The organism is Actinomycetes bacterium, from assembly GCA_036000965.1.
Lineage (GTDB): Bacteria > Actinomycetota > CALGFH01 > CALGFH01 > CALGFH01 > DASYUT01.
Genome location: DASYUT010000045.1, coordinates 1 through 17,934 on the forward strand (window position 1 = coordinate 1; position 17,934 = coordinate 17,934).

The 17,934-nt window shown below is 70.2% G+C and carries 20 protein-coding genes and 1 pseudogene; 9 read left to right on the plus strand and 12 right to left on the minus strand.

Features of this window, described 5'->3' with window-relative positions; all coding sequences use genetic code 11:
• Positions 1 to 351: 351 nt before the first annotated feature.
• Both VG276_02785 and VG276_02790 read right to left on the minus strand, forming a co-directional pair.
• On the minus strand, positions 352 to 786 hold the full coding sequence (locus tag VG276_02785) for an ester cyclase (GenBank protein HEV8648336.1): 435 nt from the start codon (positions 784 to 786) through the stop codon (positions 352 to 354).
• 94 nt (positions 787 to 880) lie between these two features.
• Entirely contained in the window at positions 881 to 1,738 is an 858-nt protein-coding gene (locus tag VG276_02790) for a class I SAM-dependent methyltransferase (protein HEV8648337.1), read from the minus strand.
• A gap of 119 nt (positions 1,739 to 1,857) precedes the next feature.
• On the opposite strand from VG276_02790, the gene VG276_02795 reads away from it, so the two are divergent.
• The gene (locus VG276_02795; protein HEV8648338.1) at positions 1,858 to 2,598 is read left to right on the plus strand and encodes an SLATT domain-containing protein; all 741 of its coding nucleotides are present in this window, start codon (positions 1,858 to 1,860) and stop codon (positions 2,596 to 2,598) included.
• 106 nt (positions 2,599 to 2,704) lie between these two features.
• Here VG276_02795 and VG276_02800 read toward each other — a convergent pair whose 3' ends face one another.
• Positions 2,705 to 2,902, minus strand: coding sequence for a hypothetical protein (locus VG276_02800; protein HEV8648339.1), 198 nt, complete (start codon positions 2,900 to 2,902; stop codon positions 2,705 to 2,707).
• Between the two features lie 955 nt (positions 2,903 to 3,857).
• On the opposite strand from VG276_02800, the gene VG276_02805 reads away from it, so the two are divergent.
• A complete protein-coding gene (locus VG276_02805) occupies positions 3,858 to 4,505 on the plus strand; it encodes a transposase (protein ID HEV8648340.1) in 648 nt (215 codons plus the stop codon).
• A gap of 54 nt (positions 4,506 to 4,559) precedes the next feature.
• Here VG276_02805 and VG276_02810 read toward each other — a convergent pair whose 3' ends face one another.
• Positions 4,560 to 5,768, minus strand: a complete 1,209-nt coding sequence (locus VG276_02810) for an IS110 family transposase (GenBank protein HEV8648341.1) — start codon at positions 5,766 to 5,768, stop codon at positions 4,560 to 4,562.
• A 280-nt stretch (positions 5,769 to 6,048) separates the two neighbouring features.
• Between VG276_02810 and VG276_02815 the strand changes: the two are divergent.
• From VG276_02815 to VG276_02830, 4 genes and pseudogenes are all read left to right on the plus strand, one after another.
• A pseudogene (locus VG276_02815) lies at positions 6,049 to 6,259 on the plus strand (transposase).
• A 1,108-nt stretch (positions 6,260 to 7,367) separates the two neighbouring features.
• Positions 7,368 to 8,033 carry a response regulator gene (locus VG276_02820; GenBank protein HEV8648342.1) on the plus strand — a complete coding sequence of 222 codons (666 nt, stop codon included), beginning with the start codon at positions 7,368 to 7,370 and terminating at the stop codon, positions 8,031 to 8,033.
• A 186-nt stretch (positions 8,034 to 8,219) separates the two neighbouring features.
• Complete coding sequence (locus VG276_02825; GenBank protein HEV8648343.1) at positions 8,220 to 8,453, plus strand: hypothetical protein; 234 nt, start codon at positions 8,220 to 8,222, stop codon at positions 8,451 to 8,453.
• On the plus strand, positions 8,389 to 9,129 hold the full coding sequence (locus tag VG276_02830) for an HD domain-containing phosphohydrolase (protein ID HEV8648344.1): 741 nt from the start codon (positions 8,389 to 8,391) through the stop codon (positions 9,127 to 9,129). Before VG276_02825 ends, VG276_02830 begins: the two co-directional genes overlap by 65 nt.
• Positions 9,130 to 9,656: 527 nt before the next feature.
• On the opposite strand, the gene VG276_02835 is transcribed toward VG276_02830, so the two are convergent.
• The 6 genes from VG276_02835 to VG276_02860 all read right to left on the minus strand — a co-directional run bounded on the left by VG276_02835 (position 9,657) and on the right by VG276_02860 (position 14,039).
• Positions 9,657 to 9,797 carry a hypothetical protein gene (locus VG276_02835; GenBank protein HEV8648345.1) on the minus strand — a complete coding sequence of 47 codons (141 nt, stop codon included), beginning with the start codon at positions 9,795 to 9,797 and terminating at the stop codon, positions 9,657 to 9,659.
• Positions 9,798 to 10,010: 213 nt separating this feature from the next.
• Positions 10,011 to 10,160, minus strand: a complete 150-nt coding sequence (locus VG276_02840; protein HEV8648346.1) for a hypothetical protein — start codon at positions 10,158 to 10,160, stop codon at positions 10,011 to 10,013.
• A gap of 107 nt (positions 10,161 to 10,267) precedes the next feature.
• Positions 10,268 to 11,008, minus strand: a complete 741-nt coding sequence (locus VG276_02845) for a hypothetical protein (GenBank protein ID HEV8648347.1) — start codon at positions 11,006 to 11,008, stop codon at positions 10,268 to 10,270.
• A gap of 316 nt (positions 11,009 to 11,324) precedes the next feature.
• Complete coding sequence (locus tag VG276_02850) at positions 11,325 to 11,681, minus strand: isochorismatase family protein (protein ID HEV8648348.1); 357 nt, start codon at positions 11,679 to 11,681, stop codon at positions 11,325 to 11,327.
• A complete protein-coding gene (locus VG276_02855; GenBank protein HEV8648349.1) occupies positions 11,576 to 11,923 on the minus strand; it encodes an isochorismatase family protein in 348 nt (115 codons plus the stop codon). Before VG276_02855 ends, VG276_02850 begins: the two co-directional genes overlap by 106 nt.
• Before the next feature lie 1,264 nt (positions 11,924 to 13,187).
• Complete coding sequence (locus VG276_02860) at positions 13,188 to 14,039, minus strand: transposase family protein (GenBank protein ID HEV8648350.1); 852 nt, start codon at positions 14,037 to 14,039, stop codon at positions 13,188 to 13,190.
• A gap of 288 nt (positions 14,040 to 14,327) precedes the next feature.
• On the opposite strand from VG276_02860, the gene VG276_02865 reads away from it, so the two are divergent.
• The 3 genes from VG276_02865 to VG276_02875 are packed head-to-tail and all read left to right on the plus strand — an operon-like array spanning position 14,328 to position 15,805.
• Complete coding sequence (locus tag VG276_02865; GenBank protein HEV8648351.1) at positions 14,328 to 15,341, plus strand: nitrilase-related carbon-nitrogen hydrolase; 1,014 nt, start codon at positions 14,328 to 14,330, stop codon at positions 15,339 to 15,341.
• Positions 15,338 to 15,517 carry a hypothetical protein gene (locus VG276_02870; protein ID HEV8648352.1) on the plus strand — a complete coding sequence of 60 codons (180 nt, stop codon included), beginning with the start codon at positions 15,338 to 15,340 and terminating at the stop codon, positions 15,515 to 15,517. Before VG276_02865 ends, VG276_02870 begins: the two co-directional genes overlap by 4 nt.
• Positions 15,518 to 15,523: 6 nt before the next feature.
• On the plus strand, positions 15,524 to 15,805 hold the full coding sequence (locus tag VG276_02875; protein HEV8648353.1) for a hypothetical protein: 282 nt from the start codon (positions 15,524 to 15,526) through the stop codon (positions 15,803 to 15,805).
• A gap of 75 nt (positions 15,806 to 15,880) precedes the next feature.
• Here the strand turns inward: VG276_02875 and VG276_02880 are convergent, their stop codons facing one another.
• Positions 15,881 to 16,897, minus strand: a complete 1,017-nt coding sequence (locus VG276_02880; protein HEV8648354.1) for a hypothetical protein — start codon at positions 16,895 to 16,897, stop codon at positions 15,881 to 15,883.
• Positions 16,898 to 17,251: 354 nt separating this feature from the next.
• Positions 17,252 to 17,755, minus strand: coding sequence for a hypothetical protein (locus VG276_02885; GenBank protein ID HEV8648355.1), 504 nt, complete (start codon positions 17,753 to 17,755; stop codon positions 17,252 to 17,254).
• Positions 17,756 to 17,934 lie beyond the last annotated feature (179 nt).

Sequence of the window (17,934 nt, forward strand, 5' to 3'; positions counted from 1 at the left end):
GTCAAGATCGTTCGTCCTCGCTGCGCTGCGGGCGCTCCATCTTGACCCTCGGCTCAGTTCGCCGTGCCTAGCCAGCAACCAAACAGCAGCACACCCTCGGGATTACACGTTGACCGAGAGTCCCGCCACAGATAAGGGGCATCATACCGGCCGCGACCCAGCCCGGCCGCTCGCCATCCTTGGCCTGGCACACGCATGAAACGGACATCACATCACTTCGATGGAGGCCTGCACCCGCAAGGTTGCCCTCCTCAGCCGGTGATGCGACCTCAGACAGCCGCATTCTCCCAGCTCAGAGGGCACCTTGCCGATTCAGCCAACCACCTCACGCGCCCTCGTGAAAAACTGAGGCTAGCTTTCGCCGTGGCCTGGCGTGGGGAGGATGCCGAGTTGTTGCATGAGGCCAAGCAGGTCGCCTTCGACCCACTGTTCCACGATCTTGCCTTCGGCGATCCGGTAGATGTCGGTACCGGTGATGCTGGCCTCCTTCCCAGTTGCTGGAATGCCCTGGAACTCACCTTTGTGCTTAAACCGATAGGTATCGTGGATGACCACCATGTCGCCCTCTGCGACGAGGAATTCTGGCGTGTCATCGACATCGAAGGCGGCGAAGTAGGAGGCAATCAGTTGCTTGAGTGCCTCCCGGCCTTGGACTGGTCCAGGGACACCACTGATACGGCCGACGTAGTCCGGACCGCAAAGTTCATCGACGACGTTCAAGTTCCTCCTGCCCCAGAGTTCCTCTTTCCAGTGCAGCACAAGCTGCTTGTTCTCCTCAGTGGACATAGCTTCGCGCTCCTTCCTGAAGCGGATGCCAGTACCGGCGTCGCACCCAGGTGGGAGTTACCCGGAGGTGCGTCGCCGGCATGCCTGGCTGGTCCTACGGTGTCCCCATCTCGGCGACGAGCAGCCACTCGGCCCTCACGGGTGCCAGCCCGTCGGTCCGTCCGGCAAACCATGGCGCGAACGACGAAGGATCCACGCTGCGCACGCGCGGCCAGCCAGCCGCCCGTGCGACCGCCTCGATGTCGCTTGGCGCGACCCAGGTGATCTGCGGCTCGCCGATTCGGGCCGTGAACGCGCGGGTCAGCTCCGTGAACTCCCTTGAGGCGGGGTCCATCAGCTCGTCGGGGACCCCGTAGGAAGCTACTAGCTTCGATCCTGGCGCAGCCAACCCCGCCACCGCGCGCAGCGTGGACTGCACGGCCGCAAGCGGTAGGTACTGGATGACGCCCAACCAGGACCAGATCGACGCTCGCGCGGGGTCGAAGCCGGCGGCGGTCAAGCGCTCGCCGAGGGTATCGGCGGCCCTGAAGTCGACGCCCACAAACTGCAGGTTCGGCGGACAGGCCAGTCCCGTGGCGGTGAGCCGTGCGCGTTTCCATGCCTGCGTGGCCGGGTGGTCGACCTCGAACAGGGCGAGCCCGGCCATCAGCTCGGGCCGGCGCCAGGCGAACGAGTTCAGACCGGCGCCGAGATCGACGTACTGGGCCACGCCGTTGCCGACGGCGCGTTCAACCTCCTCCTCCACAAACCGCGAACGCTGGCACACGAACAGGCGCACCACGTGCGCGCACGAGTCCGGGGCGTTCGCCGCCAAGAACTCCCTGACGTCGGCCGCAGAGCAGTCGGCCAGCGCCAGCGCGAACCTGTCCTCGAAGATCGGATCGGGATCCACCAGGGCGTGGGCTGCGCGGAACTGTGCGGTCATGATCGCGGTTCGACTGGCGCCTTCCATGGCCCGGTCCTTCCACGGCGGGTGTTCCGTGGCGAACCTACTCCCTGTGCGGCTCTGCCCGTCAAGGGCGAACGTGCGCGACCATCACCAACGAGACAAGCCCGCACTTTGCCGAGGCCCTGGCCAACGACCTCACCGGTAGAAGGCTCCCTCCGCTCTCTTGGCCGTCGTCTGCTGCCATGCCCTCGATCCAGATGCTATACGTGCACGTCGAGTCTCAAGCTCTCGAGGCCATTAACTGGTACGTGCGCGACAAGCGCTCCAAGGCGCGGTGGTCGCGTGTCCTCCGATTCCTGACGATCATTCTGACGGCTGCGGGTGGCCTAGTCCCGCTGCTCCGTGTCAGCGGCGTGAAGGCCGTCGGCGCCGAGTGGGGCTACGTGTTGCTCGCCCTCGCCGCTGCCTGTGTCGGCCTCGACCGGTTCTTCGGTTTCTCCTCTGCCTGGATGCGCTATCTGACGACCTCCATGGCGCTGCAGCGTCTCTTGCTTGAGTTCCAGATGGACTGGGCGATCATGAACGCAACCTTACGAGACTCCCCCGTTACATCCGGCCAGTGCATGGAGCTGCTGCAGCGAATAAAGGTCTTCGGCGCGGCCGTCCTCCACGAGGTTGAGAACGAGACGTTGGCCTGGGTTGCCGAGTTTCAGTCTGTGCTCGCAAGGATCGAGCAGCAGGCCGAGAAGGCGCGGCAGGCCGAGAGCGCGCAGAACCGCGTGGCCCTGAAGGACTCTCTACCGGCCGTTCCACCCCGAGACCAGGAACGGGTCGGGATCGCGAGGCCAACACCGAGATTGAAGGCCTCGTTGCGCCGACTCTTTAGACGATCAGGTGGCGGGCGTGAAGTGCGCGACCTATAGCATGCGCGAGGGCGAATCAGGGGCACACCAGGGGCAGATGCCCCACCCTGGGTCCACGCTGCCCTGCTGTGCCCCTCCGGTGCCCCAACAGGGCGTCTCCTCGACCTCACTGCATCGCCTTGTCGAGGAAGGTGTCCGTCGATCCGACGGAGAAGCCAGCCTCCATCCTCAGCGCCTGCTCGTGGGCTGCAGTCGACATCCGAGTCTTGCCCATAGCGGTGCCCCCTCCGACGACGACAGGCAAATCCGTTGACCAGCGCGTTTCCACCGTGATCCGCCGAGCCGAGGCGACGACGATGGGCAAGACATGCTCACCCGCACGGCCCTGGACAACCTCGCGAACCGGCGCCGACCAGGAGGTTTCCCTGTCAAGGGCACCACCGTGCCGCGACAACCCGGGTCAGCCGCAACCGGTAGAGGCACCCGTACAGCATGGGCAAGAACGCCTGCTCGGCACGCTCGTAGCCTGCCACGCCCGTGCCTAACCACCCGGCGCGGGCGTGCCCGGCAGACCACCACCGCGACCTGGTCCCCCTCAAGGGGGGGCTGTTGCATCTGGGCCAAGGACGTCGCTGGCGAGTAGCAAAGTGGAGTCCGCCTCCCACCCAGAGGTCGTGATAACCACCCAAAACGACCAATCTTGAGTATCGTCGGCGACATTCCGGACAGTAGCGTCGCGTCTTGTGGTGTCACTGGCTGGTGAGGGTTGCCGGTAGGTCGGCCACCGCGGGCTTTGAGAATCGTCGGTGCTTTGGTTCCAACGAGAGGAGCACCGCGATGACCGACGTGGCAGGATGAGCGTGGGCGAGTTGGTCGGCAAGGTGCTGGCCGACGAGCACGCCGACGTGTTGCGGCAGGCCGTGTGCTGGTTGGCCGAGCAGCTGATGGAGGCCGAGGTCTCCCAGCGCGCCGGCGCCGGCTACGGCCAGCGCCATCCCGACCGGGTGGCGCGCCGCAATGCTACCGGGAGCGGGCCTGGGACACCCGGGTCGGCTCGATCGAGCTGGCCATCCCAGGCTGGGCTCCGGGTCGTACTTCCCGAGCTTGCTGGAGCCGCGCCGGCGCAGCGAGCAGGCGCTGGTCGCGGTCGTCCAGGAGGCCTACGTCAACGGGGTGTCGACCCGCAAGGTCGACCGGCTGGTGGAGGCCCTCGGGCTGGCCGGAATCGGCAAGGACCAGGTGTCTAGGTTGTGCGGTGGGCTGGACGAGCAGGTCACCGCGTTCCGGGAGCGGCCCTTGGACGGCGCCTATCCGTACCTGTGGCTGGACGCCAAGGTCGAGAAGGTGCGGGCCGGCGGGCGGGTCGAGCACCGAGCGCTGGTGGTCGCCTACGGCGTGGACCATGGCGGCCAACGCGAGGTCATCGGCGTGGATGTGGTGCTGCCGAGACCCAGGCGTTCTGGCGGGAGTTCCTGCGTTCGCTGGTCCGCCGCGGCCTTGCCGGGGTGCAGCTGGTGGTCTCCGACGCCCACGAGGGCCTCAAACAGGCGATCGCCCAGGTGCTGGGTGCGCCGTGGCAGCGCTGCACCGTCCATTTCCTGCGCGACGCCCTCGGACACTGCCCCAAGGATCTGCAGCAGCTGGTCGGCGCCGCGATCCGACCGATCTTCCGCGCCGGCAACCTCGAGGAGGCCCAGCGGCTGCTGGGCAAGACCGTCGCCCATCTGGAGGGCCGGGTGCCGAAGGTCGCCCGGCTGCTGCTGGAGGCCGAGCCCGACCTGCTGGCCTTCTACGCCTTCCCGGCCGCCCACCACTCCAAGCTGCGCAGCACGGATGAAAGTTTCAAGGCCTGTGTGGCATTGTCGGCCGGCTGGGACGGGGTTAGCCTCCTGGTCGGGCGTGGTCGACCCCGGAGCCAAGAGCAGGGTCGTGGGGCTGGAAGCCCTGCCGCGCAGCTTGCCCCTTGAGGGCCCAAACGTCGCGGCCCAGTGGTGGCGGCCACGCCCCTTGCTATCAGGTCGTCATCGGGGCTTGGTCGCTGGCCGCTTGGGTTGCCAGCCGGCGACGAGCTGGCGGTAGGCGACCTCGGCCTGCTCGGTGAGCGCCCGCTCGCGCCGGCGGACCTCCTTGAGGGAATAGGCGGCCGCGGTGCCCTTGCGTCCGCGCCGGGGCGGCATGCCGGCGCGCAGCTCCAGCGCCCGGAGCTTCTTGTCGGTGAGCGAGGGTCGCTGGAAGGCATAGTCCTGCTCGCCGACCACCAGGTGCCAGCACAGTGTGGCGAGCTTGCGGGCGGTGGCCACCACGGCGACCTGCATGCCGCGCCGGGCGCGGACGCGTTCGTAGAAGGCGCGCAGCGGCCCGGGGGTCTTGGCCGCGGCCCAGGCGGCCTCCACCAGCATGCCGCGGGCGTGGGCGCGGCCTTGCTTGGTGATCCGGCCGTGCTGGGCTGGTTGGCCGCCGGACTGGCGCACGCGCGGGTTGAGACCCAGATAGCTCACCAGCCGCTGCGGGGAGGAGAACCGCTGAAAGTCGCCGACCGCGGCCACGATCGCCAGCGCTACGGTGGCGTCCACGCCCGGGATGGTCAGCAGCCGGCGGACCTCGGCGCGTTCCAGCGCCACCCGGCCGAGCTCGGCGTCGACGATCCGCAGCTCTTGGCCGTGGAAGTCGAGCTGGCGCAGCAGCGCCCCGACTGCCTGGTGCTCGTCTTGGGGCAGGTCCTGGGTGGCCAGCCACGCGCGGCCCTTGTTACCGAACAGGTCGGCGGCCGGGCAGCGCGGGATGAGGTTGCGGTGCAGGATCGACTGCACCTGATTCTTCAGCCGGGTCCGCTGCCGCACGATATGCGCGCGGCGGGTGACCTGACGGCGTAGCGCGTGCATTTGGTCGTCGGGCAGCCACACCGAGGGCAGGTAATTGGCCGCCAGCAGCCCCGCCAACACCGCCGCGTCGACCTTGTCGGTCTTGACCTTGGCCTCGGCGATCGCCCGAGTCTTCTGCGGGTTGGAGACCACCACCCGGCCGACGTGGCGCTCCAGCAGCCGCGCGATCGCATAGGTATTGCCGGTCGCCTCCAGGGCCACCTCATCGCTGGCGCACAGGCTGTCGGCGAACAGCCGCAGCGCCTCCGGGGTGGTCTGGATCCGGCCCGCCTGCCACACCACGCCGTCCTCCCAGATGGCGACCTGGGCGAACTCGCGGTGGACGTCCAGCCCGATGCATCGTCGCATCCCGCTCCTCCTTCACCTGCAAGGGTTGCTGGCTGGGGAGCACAGGTGGGCCAAACGACACCTACGGATCCGCGCTCGCAGCGCAGCCGGGCGAGTCGCAGGGGCGGCCATGTACTAACTCGGGCTCGCAGCCCATCGAACGATCACCGGCCTGCCCAAACCTGCGTTTGCTCCCGGATGCCCCTGTCCCGGACGGTCGCACCGTACTCCTCAGCTCGCCGGCGACCACCAGCAGCCGATCCGTGGGCGCAGGCGGCATCCACCGCCTTTCATACCAGTTACCAACCCGCTGGAGCGGGTCAACCGCGAGATCGGCCGACGCACCGATGTGGTGGGCGTGTTCCCCAACGACGCCGCGCTGCTGCGGCTGGCGGGCAGTCTGCTGTTGGAGCAGAACGACGTGGCTGGTCAACCGCCGCTACCTCAGCGAGGCCTCGATGGCCGAGCTCACCACCAACCCGACGACCGGAAAGGAGCTACAGGTCGCATAGGCGCACCGACGGCGCTGGTTATGACACCAACTTGCGCGACGTGACCTTCCGGACCCCAGTGGGGGACGTCGAAGGCGGTGATCGCCAGATGCAACAGTGCCGCTTGACATCGATACGAGCGTCGGACCCGGGACACCCTCTCAAGCGGGCCTGCTGCACTTCCGACCCAGGAGACATGGCCGATGTCGGGAGAGATGACGCAGCGGGCCCCCACCGCCAGCACCGAGACCGGCAGTGGACGGCCAGAGCCATCGGGGCTCAAGGGGCCTCCTCCCGCGGCCGTGGCCTCGCCGTCGTCGCCGTGCTGCTCGGTGTGTCGTGGGTTACAAGCTACGCACTCGGCGGAGCCGGCCGTGTCCCTCCGCACTGGTTTTATGTTCCGGTCCTGCTTGCGGCGGCGCGGTTCGGTCTCGCCGGAGCGGCTGCCACGGCCGTGGCGGCAGGCCTGCTCGCTGGCCCGCTGCTGCCCCTTGACGTGCCCACCGGTGCACAGCAGCAGCTGTTGGACTGGACGGCCCGACTCGGCTTCTTCCTCGGGATCGGGCTGGTCATGGGCGCCATCATCGTTCGCCTGAAGACCTCACTGGACCATGACCGAGCCACCGAGGAAGCCGAGCGAGCCAAGCAGGAGGCCGAGCGGGCCAACCGCGCGAAGAGTGAGTTCCTCTCGCATGAGCCACGAGCTGCGCACCCCACTCAACGCCATCCTGGGGTTCAGCCAGGTCCTGAAGATGGACGGCCTGGAGCCCGGGCAGGAGGAGTGCGTGCAGCAGATCCTGAACGGCGGACGGCACCTGCTCGGGCTCATCAACGAGGTCCTGGACATCTCCCGCATCGAGACCGGGAGCCTGGCGCTGTCGTCGGAGGCGGTGAACGTGTACGAGCTGCTCAAGGAGACCATCGACCTCATCCGGCCCCTGGCCGCCGAACGGGAGATCCGCATCCAGGCCCCGTCCGAGCAGGGCTGCGCGGGGGTCGTCCAGGCCGACCGGCAGCGGCTCAGGCAGGTCCTGCTGAACCTGGCCTCCAACGCCGTCAAGTACAACCGCCATGGCGGCAGCATCGGCTTCGCCTGCAAGGCCGCCGCCGACGGCCGGACCGCATCCTCGTGCACGACACCGGCCCGGGCATCCCTGCCGACAAGCTGCAGCGGCTGTTCACCCCCTTCGACCGCCTGGGTGCCGAGCACACCGACATCCAAGGCACCGGCATGGGCCTGGCGTTGTCCAAGGGCCTTGCGGAGGCGATGGGCGGCACACTCACCGCGCACAGCGTCCAGGGCCAGGGCAGCACGTTCACCCTCGAGCTGGCTGTCGCCGAGGACCCGCTCGAGCGCTACCAGCGGGACCTATCGGCACGGCCCGCACCGGTCCACGACCACCATGCCGGACCCGAGCACACCGTGCTGTACGTGGAGGACAACCCCTCCAACCTGCGCCTGGTCGAACGCCTGCTCGGCCAGCGGGGCGGGGTGCGGCTGCTCACCGCCACCCAAGGCCAGCTCGTCCACGGCCTGGCACGCCAGCACCAGCCCGACCTGATCCTGCTCGACCTGCACCTGCCCGACATCGGCGGCGAGGAGGTCCTGCGACGCCTCCAAGCCGACCCGCACACCGCTCACCTGCCGGTCGTTGTGGTCCTCAGCGCCGACGCCACCCCCGGGCAGATCCAGCGGCTGCTCGCGGCCGGCGCCAGGCAGTACCTGACTAAGCCGCTGGACGTCACCCGGTTCCTGGAGGTCGTCGACCAGCTGCTCCAGGCGGCCCGGCGCTAGCCATGGGACCGGCACCGGGCGACGCCCGCATCCTCATCGTCGACGACGAGCCGGCCAACGTGCTCCTGTTGGAACGCATCCTCGACCAAGCCGGCTACCGCAACCACACCGCCACCACCGACCCCCGGCCAAGTCCTGGCAATCTTCGCCCGGTTCGACCCCGACCTGGTCCTGCTCGACCTGGCCATGCCCCACCTGGATGGGTTGGCGGTCATGACCCAGCTACGCCAGGTGATCCCCGAGGGGACCTACCTGCCGATCCTGGTGCTGACCGCCGACATGTCGACCCAGGCCAGAGCAGGCGCTGTCGGGTGGCGCCAACGACTTCCTGCTCAAGCCGTTCGACGCCACCGAGGTGCTGCTACGCAGCGGCAACCTGCTGGAGACCCGGTGGCTGCACCTGGAGCTGCGCCGCCATAACCAGGCGCTCGAGCAGCGCGTCTATGACCGCACCGCCCAGCTCGAGGACGCCCGCAACGAGATCCTCCAGCGGCTGGCGCTGGCCGCCGAATACCGCGACGACGACACCCACCAGCACACCCTGCGGGTCGGCGAGGTCTCGGCCCGGCTGGCCGCGGCCCTCGGGCTGCCCGACCAGCAGGTCCAGCGCCTGCGGCAAGCGGCCCCGCTGCACGACATCGGCAAGATCGGCATCTCCGACGTGGTGCTACTCAAACCCGCCAAGCTCACCCCAGAAGAATTCGAACACGTCAAGACCCACACCCTGATCGGCGGCCGGATCCTGTCCGACAGTCCAGTCCCCGTCCTGCAACTGGGCCGTGAGATCGCCCTGACCCACCACGAACGCTGGGACGGCAGCGGCTACCCACACGGCCTCAAAGGCGAGCGCATCCCGCTCAGCGGCCGGATCGTGACCGTCGCCGACGTCTTCGACGCCCTCACCCACGACCGCCCCTACAAGCACGCCTGGCCGGCCGACCGGGCCGTGGCCGAGATCACCGCGCAACGAGGCCGCCAGTTCGACCCCGACGTCGTGGACGCCTTCCTCGCCCTGCTGGAGCGGGGCGCCCTGCCGGCCGCGCCCCCCGGGGCGCACCCCAAGGCGCAGGCACGGACCGGCCGGATCCGGACGTAAGCAGTACCTCCCCGAACCCGGCCGTAGTCAGTCCCTCCCCGACCCCGGTCCGATGGCCGTGGCCAGAGCAGACGCAACGACCGGCTGGCGCCTGCCCCAGCCTGGCGCGCGGTCCGGGTTCCGACACCCTCCGGCCGCGGCTCGCGAAGCGCCAGCCGCAGCCCGCGCCCGGGTTTCGGTCCACCACCACCACCACCACCACCGCGCTTGCGCCTACGTGCTCGACCGAGGCGCGGACCCGCAAGCCGAGCTCCGCCAGCCGCGCCGCCCGGCGCGTGCCACCCGACCGCCTGCACCCTGCGCCCCGCCTGGGATGCCGCCCGCTCTGCGGCCATCCGCCGCACCCGGCGGATCTCATAACGGTCCAGCAGCCGCCGCACCGTCACCCGATGCGCCGCGAGCTCCGCGGCCACATCGGCCAGCAGCCACCGCCGCTCCAGGACCCGATCCGCCAGGTAGGCCCGCACATCGGCGAAGCCCAACGCGGCCACGCGGGCCGCGATCCGCTCCTCGGTGTACCCGCGCCGCTACCGCGCCAGCCGCTGCGGACGGGGCGCCAGCCGCACCCCGGACCGCGCCAGCGTCGCCTGCACATGCCAGTCGCGCACCCCGAGCTCCGTGGCGATCCAGGAGATGGTGTACCGCTCCCACGCCGCCCACCCGTCCATGGCGCGGCTGGTGACGATCGAGGAGGACCCCTGAGGCCCGAGCCCGCCAAGGTCGCGGCCGGCTCAACCACCGCAGGGACCTCGCCGCGTCGCAGGGCTCGGCGTGTCGGCCGCGACCTCGGTGCGGCAAGGCCCCTACGCTGCGACGGAGCTCGCCTGGAGCGCCCCGAGGCGGGCGGTTACCGTCGCAGCAGGTCACGTGGAGCAGGCCGATCACCGCGCCTCGGCCTGGTTCCAGGCCCGATCACCTCCGGCGTGGGGCAGCAGCTGCATCTGGCAGCGGTGGCGCTTGAGATAGGCGGCCGCCTCCGCCGACAGCGCAACCGTACCGGACTGGCCCGCGCCGACGAGCAGCCGCCCCACACCCTTCTGGTAGACGTGCCTGGCCTCGGCCAGCGAGATGGTGTGCGAGGCGCCGTAGACGGCCTTGACAGCTGCTCTTCATGGCCTGCCTCCTCGCCCTCTTCGCGCTACCGGGCCAGGCCGAGCAGGCGGTCGACGAACTGCCGGTAGCCGCGCAGGGCGAGGCGGAGCTGCTCGGTGTCGCCCTCGGCCACGGTGCCCTGCAGCTGGCCGCGCTGGGCCTGTAGAGCCTCGATCACCTGCTGCACCAGCTCGTCGGCGAAGCGGCCGGCCTCCTGGACCGCCTGGCGGGGCTCGTCCACGAAGCTGGCCTGGATGTCGAGGAAGCGGCGGCGGACGCCCTCGGCGTCCAGCCAGGCGAGCAGCGCGGTCGGGCCGGTCGCGGCCGGGGCGGGCGCCCGGGCCGGCTCCGGCCGGACCGGCTCGACCACCGTGATCGACCCGGTGGTGAGCGACTCGGCCAGCGGCGGTTCCTCCACCCGCTGCTTGCCGACCGGCGGGATGGTCGCCTGGGTGCGCTCGCCGACCTCCGGCTCGCGCCGCTCGTCCACCGCAAAGATGGAGGTGGACGGCGAGCGGGACGGGGCCACCGGCTCACCCTCGGCCGCCGGGGCCACCCGCTGGCCGGCCCGAACGGCGCCGATGGGCTCGCGCCCGCCGCTCGGCTCCTCCTCGTCGTGGACCTGGCGCATCCGCTCGGCGTCCTGATCGGCGTCCTCGACCTGGGCCTGGTCGGTGAGGTCGATCTCGCGGCCCTCCTCGTCCTCCCCCTGCCGCTCGGTGACCGCCCCACGCCCGGCGGGCCACTGGCCGCGCAGCTCGTCGCCGTACCCGTAGCGTTCGGTCATCGCGCCTCCTCGGTCCTAAAGCGTCGGTCAAGTATGCCCGGCGTGCGCCTTCCCGGCCCCTGGTCGTCCAGAGGAATGCCGCGCGAGGTCTGCTGAGCAGCGCGACGGCCTCGTCGGACAACAGCATGTCGGAGCTGGTCGGCACCTACCGACGCTGACCCACGATCTCCGTGGTCGAACGGCCGCTGATCCGCTCGCCGTTCGTAGACGACCTCGCCCTGGCTCGGCGCCACCATGCCCAGGACGGTCCTGAGCGTGGTCGACCTGCCGCTCCGTTGCCGCCAAGCAGGCAGACGATCTCGCCCGGGTAGATCCACTACGCCGGCTGCTCGACGCGCGCCCCGGCCGCCCGCATCGCCTCCAGCGCCCGCTCCCCGTCACCCGGCTGCAGATCGACCGCCCGCACCAGCCCGCCCAGAACGACCGTGTCGAACCCCAGCCGCACCGCGTCCAGCGCGGTCTCCTTCACGCAGTAGTCGGTCGCCAGCCCCACCACCACCACCACCACCCGGCGGATGCCGCGGCGCCGCAGCAGCCCCTCCAGCGGCGTCGCGCTCTGCGCCCCGGTCACCGGATCGCGAACGGTGAAGCCCGAGTAGCCGTCCTCGCCCCCCTGCCCCTTGCGGACCACCTCGCCGACGATCCGCAGGTCCGGGTGCAGCTGGCACCCCAGCTGTGCTGGACGCAATGCTCGGGCCACACGCCCCCGCCCGACTGGAAGTGCGGCGTCTGGGCGGGATGCCAATCCTGGGTGTAGACCACCGGGGCGCTCGCCACAAGCGCCCGCCCGATCTCGCGGTTGGCCAGCGGCACGACCCGCTCACCCTCGGCGACGTAGAGGCTGCCCTTGGGATCGGCGAAGTCGTTCTGCACGTCGACGACGACCAGCGCCGTCGACCCGTCGTAGTCGACCATCACACTTCCCTCCTGGGTCGTTGCCGTCCCCATCATGCCGCGCCAGGCGCGGTCGGGTCGGCGGAATCCCTGGGCCAGCGTGACGACATGCCGTCGGGTCGAGCGAGTGCTGGGTGCGGTGCCCTGGGGCCGGTCGACGGGCCGCTCTGCGCGCCGGTCGATGAGGCCGACTCTGTCCTTGCTCAGGGTTGCGTATCAGTCGCCGAACCACTTCGTCGCGGGCTCGCCGTGCGGTTGGCGGCCCGCCAGCCGGAGGCCAACCGGCCGGTCGCCGACAGCCCGACCGGGGCGATCCGGCGGTGCCCGGCCACCCAATCCGGCAACCGAGCCCACCCCGCCGCCACCTGTGCTGCTCGCCGATGACGCGGTGGCCACGCGCGCGGCGCTGCGCGGCCTGCTGGAGGACAATGGCTTGCCGGTCATCGGCGAAGCCGCCGACGGCCTGCAGGCCGTCGCCATGGCCGCACGACTCCAGCCCGACAGAGCGGTGATTGATCGACGTGCGTGTCCGGCCTTGACGGCCTGCAGGCGACCACGCGCATCGCCGGCGCCCAGCCCACCGTCTGGGTGGTGGTCCACTCGGTGTTCGACAGCGACCACACCCGGCAGGCCGCCCACCTGGCCGGCGCCGCCAGCTTCGCCGCCACGGCGGCCCGCCGCCCAGGTCCGCGCTGCCGTGCTCGCCACCTGGCAGGCGGCCAGCACAACCACCCCGACCCCGCCAGCGGCACCACGGAGCGACCATCCGCAGTAGGCCCGCTAAGCGGATGGTCCAGATGCGGCGGGTACGGTGAGGAATTCCGGAGTCCTGGCCGACCCACTGAACGGTGAACGGGAACGGCTGTCTGACCCGGCGCCGGGAGTGATGATGGACGCCCTCGAGCAGTCGGGCGAATTCGGGGAGTACCGCCGTCGGCACCGGTCGACATGTCCATCGGCGCTATTCCGGCCCTCATCGCGATCACAAGGGAGCTCAGGGTTGGCCGACCGGGTCAGGCCCCACGGCGGTCCCCACTGGCGCCAGGCGCATGCCAGACCCGGCGGCGCACCGCCGCCGGGTGCACCTCCAGATCCGTGCGGCTTCCTGAACCGGCAGGCCCGCACCCACCAGCCCCACCGCCCGGACCGCACCGCCGTCGGATCCGTCGGCCGCCAGCGGGGCAGCGGACAACAGAGTGCTGCGGCCCGATGCGGCGCCGCACCCGCCACCAAAGCGTGGTCGATCGCAGCGCCGTGCTCATTGAGAGTGTCCGTGATGCTCTTGTCATGTGGGGACTCGATGTAGCCAGCGGCCCAGGCAGACCAGCGCGCCGGCGGCGCGGTAGACGTCCCGGACGCGGCACAGCAGCCCGCGCCAGCGGCGCAGCGCCCAGGCGTTGGCCAGATGGGCGATCGCCTGCTCCACCAGCGCGCGCAGCCCAGCCTGCAGGCGGTTGAACGCCCGCTGGGCGTCGCTGAGGCGGTCCTTGGTGCGGCGGTCCCCAACCGGGGCATACCAGTGCTGGCGCGCCTTGGCCAGCCCGCGGAACCCCCGGTCCAGCAGGCTGGCGACCTCGACGCCGTCCAGCACCTCACCAAGCCCCGACAGCTGGATGAGCTCGTGCTCGTGGCAGCTTCCCGGCCAGCCACCATCCACCCACAACAGCTCGCCGTGGATGGTCGACACCGCCAGGCCCTGGGCGGTGTGAGCGTGCCGCTTGCAGTCGTACAGGACCTTCTGGTTGGCCCACCCTCGGGGCCGCTGCACCCGGGTGGCCAGCCCGTCCACGCAGACCGCCTCGCCGACCTCGGCCATCTCCCCAAGCCAGCGGCCAAGGTCGGCCAGGGTGGTGATGAAGGTCCCATCGGGCTGGCAGAACCCGAGGGTGGCCAGCGGGCCAAGCAGCAGGTCCACGCTGTCGCCGACCTCGGTCTTGGAGATCCCGACCATGCGCCCGGCGCGCCGGTACGACAGCCCGTCCAGGATGACCGCGGCAACCGCGTCCAGGCGGACCTCCAGCGACAGTGGCGGGGTGCCGCCCTGGCCGGGCGGGCGCGCAGGGTGCAGGTGGGCGAGGCGACCGGCCAGCCAGGCCAGCACGTCGGCGGGCAGCGACGAGCGCGGACAGTATGACAAGGGGACCAGACCTCCAGGCAGGCGTGAGCACCTTGCCTATGGTCTGGTCCCCGTCAATGTCAGGACGCACAGAGCATCACAGACACCCTCACTCACCCAGCTCGGCAGTCCCGCGAGGCTATCGCTCGCAACGAACAACGGGACCTGCGACGATGCGCCAGGTCAGGGTCAGGTATCGATCACCGTCGCAGAGGTGTCCCGGACTGTGGCTGGTTGCCCGATCCCGGGTGCTGCGGGAGACTTGTCTGCTCAGAGCGGACGGCGTCGACGCGGCCGGGAGGCATCGTGATGATATCCGGCGGGAGGGTGAACGCGGCGGCGGTGCAGGCTGCGCCGGTCGCGTTCGATGTCGAGGCGACGCTCGCGAAGGTCGAGCGGTTGACGGCCGAGTGCGCGGGGGGCGGGGCCGACCTGGTGGTGTTTCCGGAGGCGTTCGTCTCGTGCTATCCGCGCGGGCTGACGTTCGGCGCGACGGTGGGCTCCAGGACACCGCAGGGGCGGGCCTGGTTCCGCCGTTACTGGGACTCGTCGGTCGACGTTCCGGGCCCGGTGGTCGATCGACTGGGGACGATCGCGCTTGAGCACGGGGTCCACATGGTGATCGGGGTGATCGAGCGGGACGTCGGGACGCTGTATTGCACGGCGTTGTTCTTCGCGCCCTCCGGCGCGTACCTGGGCAAGCACCGCAAGCTGATGCCCACCGGGGCGGAGCGGCTGGTGTGGGGGATGGGCGATGGGTCGACGCTGCCGGTCTTCGAGACGCCGCTGGGCCGGTTGGGCGCGGTCATTTGCTGGGAGAACTACATGCCCTTGCTCCGGATGAGCATGTACGCCAAGAGCATCCAGATCTGGTGCGCCCCGACGGCCGATTCGCGTGACTCCTGGGTGGCGACGATGCAGCACATCGCGTGCGAGGGGCGGTGCTTCGTGCTGTCGGCCAACCAGTTCGTGCGTCGCTGTGACTACCCGGAGGAGTATCCGATTGAGGGCGACCACCAGCGGGATGCGGTGCTGTGCCGTGGCGCGTCGATGATCGTCTCGCCGCTCGGCGAGATTCTCGCGGGGCCCGAGGTCGACGGCGAGGCGATCCTGCGCGCCGAGCTGGACCTGGGCAAGATCGCCGAGGGGAAGTACGACTTCGACGTTGTCGGTCACTACGCGAGGCCCGACGTGTTCAGGCTCTCGGTGAACGAGCAGCCGATGCCGGCCGTCGTCGTCGATCACGCAGAGACGACCGGCCCGCCCACTGGCTTGGAGAGGCCGAGTCAGCCGCCGGTGCCGCGGCAGGAGCCGGTCGGGTGACCCAGGTCGATGACACGCGCCTGATGGATGCCGATGACCGACAGCTCCTGCCCAGCGAGCTGAAGCGAAACGACGTTCTCACGCTGTGGGAGGTCCAGCGGTATGGGAGCGACAGCTTCGGCGATCCTGAGTATATGGTCCATCCACGGGCTGAAACCCCCCGATTGGTGCCGTGATCTTGGTTGTCGAACGAGTGCTACCTCTCGCCGAGTTCCGCCAACCATCGTCTGTCGTCTCACCCCCGCCCGCGGGTGCGCTACCGCATCACCGTCGCCGGGGTCATCGACGACACTGCCACCGTGGTGATGGATGCCACCGGGGCCGGGTTCCACGCCGCCGCCGGCGACCTGGAAGACGATCGGCTGCTCGCCGAGCATGGCATCGGCGGCCCACCCCACCTGCTGGAGCATCTGGCCGAGCTGATCGCCGACCATCCCACCGGCAGCCACCGCCGAACCCGGTAACCCATTACCCCAGATCAAGGCCAGCCGCGCTGGACGGCTGCGCAACGGCGTTGCCGGCTACGCCCGCACGCTCGATCACCCGGCCACGCCCCGCGCCTGCGCCACCGCCCGATCCAGCGACAGGTGCCGGCCCTCCTCCCACAGCCGCGCAAACCGATCGGCCCCCAGACGGTCCAGGGCCACCGCCCGCATCCGATCGGGATCATCGGCATCGACCGGATCGGGGACCAGCCCCGCCGCCTCATAGGACGCCTGCGACGCCCCAAGCAGCCGCACCGCCCGCTCCAGGTCACCGCGCTCGCCGGCCAGCACCGCAAGCGATGCCAACAGGCCCGGAAGCAGGTAGCGGCTGTCCAGCTCGGCCGCGATCTCCAACGCCCCCAGCAGCAGCTCCCCAGCAGCCCCAGCCTCGCCCGCGCCCCTGGCCAGATCACCAAGGTTGCTCAGCTCGACCGCCTGCCCCAGCCGGTCGCCCAGCCGCCGACGAAGCTCCAGGCTGTCCACGAACAGCGCCCGGGCCCGCGCCAGGTCGCCAGCGGTGTGAGCGGCCCAGGCGAGCATGTGCACCGCCCGGCTGCGCGCGTACAGATCCTCCCCCGACGCCTCGATCCCAGCTTGGGCGTGGCGCTGGATAGCACCCGCGTCGCCATCCCGCAACGCGATCCGGGCCAGGTTGGTGTGGGCCAACGCCACCGTCCAAGGGTGCCCGAGGAGCTGCGCCTGCTCCAGCGACTGGGTGGTCCACGACCGGGCGGCCGCCTGATCGCCCTGCCGGAACGCAAGCTCTCCCGCAGCGACAAGGGCCCGAACCCGAGCCAAGCTGGAGCTGCCGTCATGCGCAGCAAGGGCGGCACCAAGCCACCCTCGGCCCTGGTCCACCCGACCAGTGTCCATCCAGAACAGGCGCAGCGCCCCCGCCAGCCGCAGCGCGGCATCACCATTGCCGTGGTCGAGGAACAATCCAAGCGCCCGGCTGAGCTCATCCGCCGCTTCATTCAGCCGAGCGCGCCACGCTCGCTGGTCCGGGCCGTACAGGTGGGGCTCGGCCCGCTCAGCGAGCTGGAGCAGCTCAAGGGCTCGGTCCTCGTCCATTGCCACTCCAATCAGACAAACGGAGCCGCACAGTCCCGGTCAAGGGGACCATGCAATGAAGCCTCTGCTCAGCCCCCTCTTCACGCTGCCGCTCCATACGTTAGAGCGCACGGACCATCGCGGACACTCTCATTCACTTCTCGTTCACCAGCCGATCAGGCACCCCGCGGATCAACAACCTCACGCGGACGTGCGGATCCGCAAGAGCTTCGATACCGCCATCGACAGTCAGCTCGCAGTCCAAGTCGCCGGTCGCGCCCAGTCCCATCTATTAGGCCCGTGCCAGGATTCGAACCCGTGAGCCGGAGCAACGCCGAGCGCAAGACCTTCCCGCAGCACCGTGCGGCCCGCCGTTCACCCAGCATCCGTGCGGTCACCCCCCAGTCGGGGTCGCGGCCCCAGCCGAGCCAACTCCCCCACCAGCCACCTGCGGCCAACCCCAAGCTCGGCCCGCATCCGCTTCACCGACCACCCCTGCTCGACATGGCGTGCCCGCAGGTAGGTCGCCAGGTCCGCAAAGCCCAGTTCCGCCAGCCGCGCCGCCCGCCGCGCCTGCCAGCCCACCGCCTGCACCCGACGTCCCTCATCGGCCGCCGCCCGCTCGGCGGGGGTGCGCCGCACCCGACGGATCCCTGAGCGGTCCAGCAGCCGCCGCACCGTCAGCCGATGCGCGCCCAGCTCAGCCGCCACATCGGCCAGCAGCCACCCCTGCTTGACGACCCGGTCGACCAGGTAGGCCTGCACGTCGGAGAAGCCCAGCGCGGCCACGCGGGCGGCGATCCGCTCCTCGGTGTGCCGCCGCCGCTGCGCTGCCAGCCGCTGCGGGCGAGGCGCCAGCCGGACCCCGGACCGCGCCAACGCCGCCTGCACCTGCCAGTCGCGCGCCCCAAGCTCCGCTGCGATCTGGGGAATGCTGTGGCCGGTGTCGCAGCGGGCCCTCTGTGTCAGCCTCCAGCGAGGCAGATCGAGCTGCTGAATCATTGAGCTGAGAGGGCGGGGAGGGAGTTCCCCGGGTGACTACGACGACCGATCGTTCT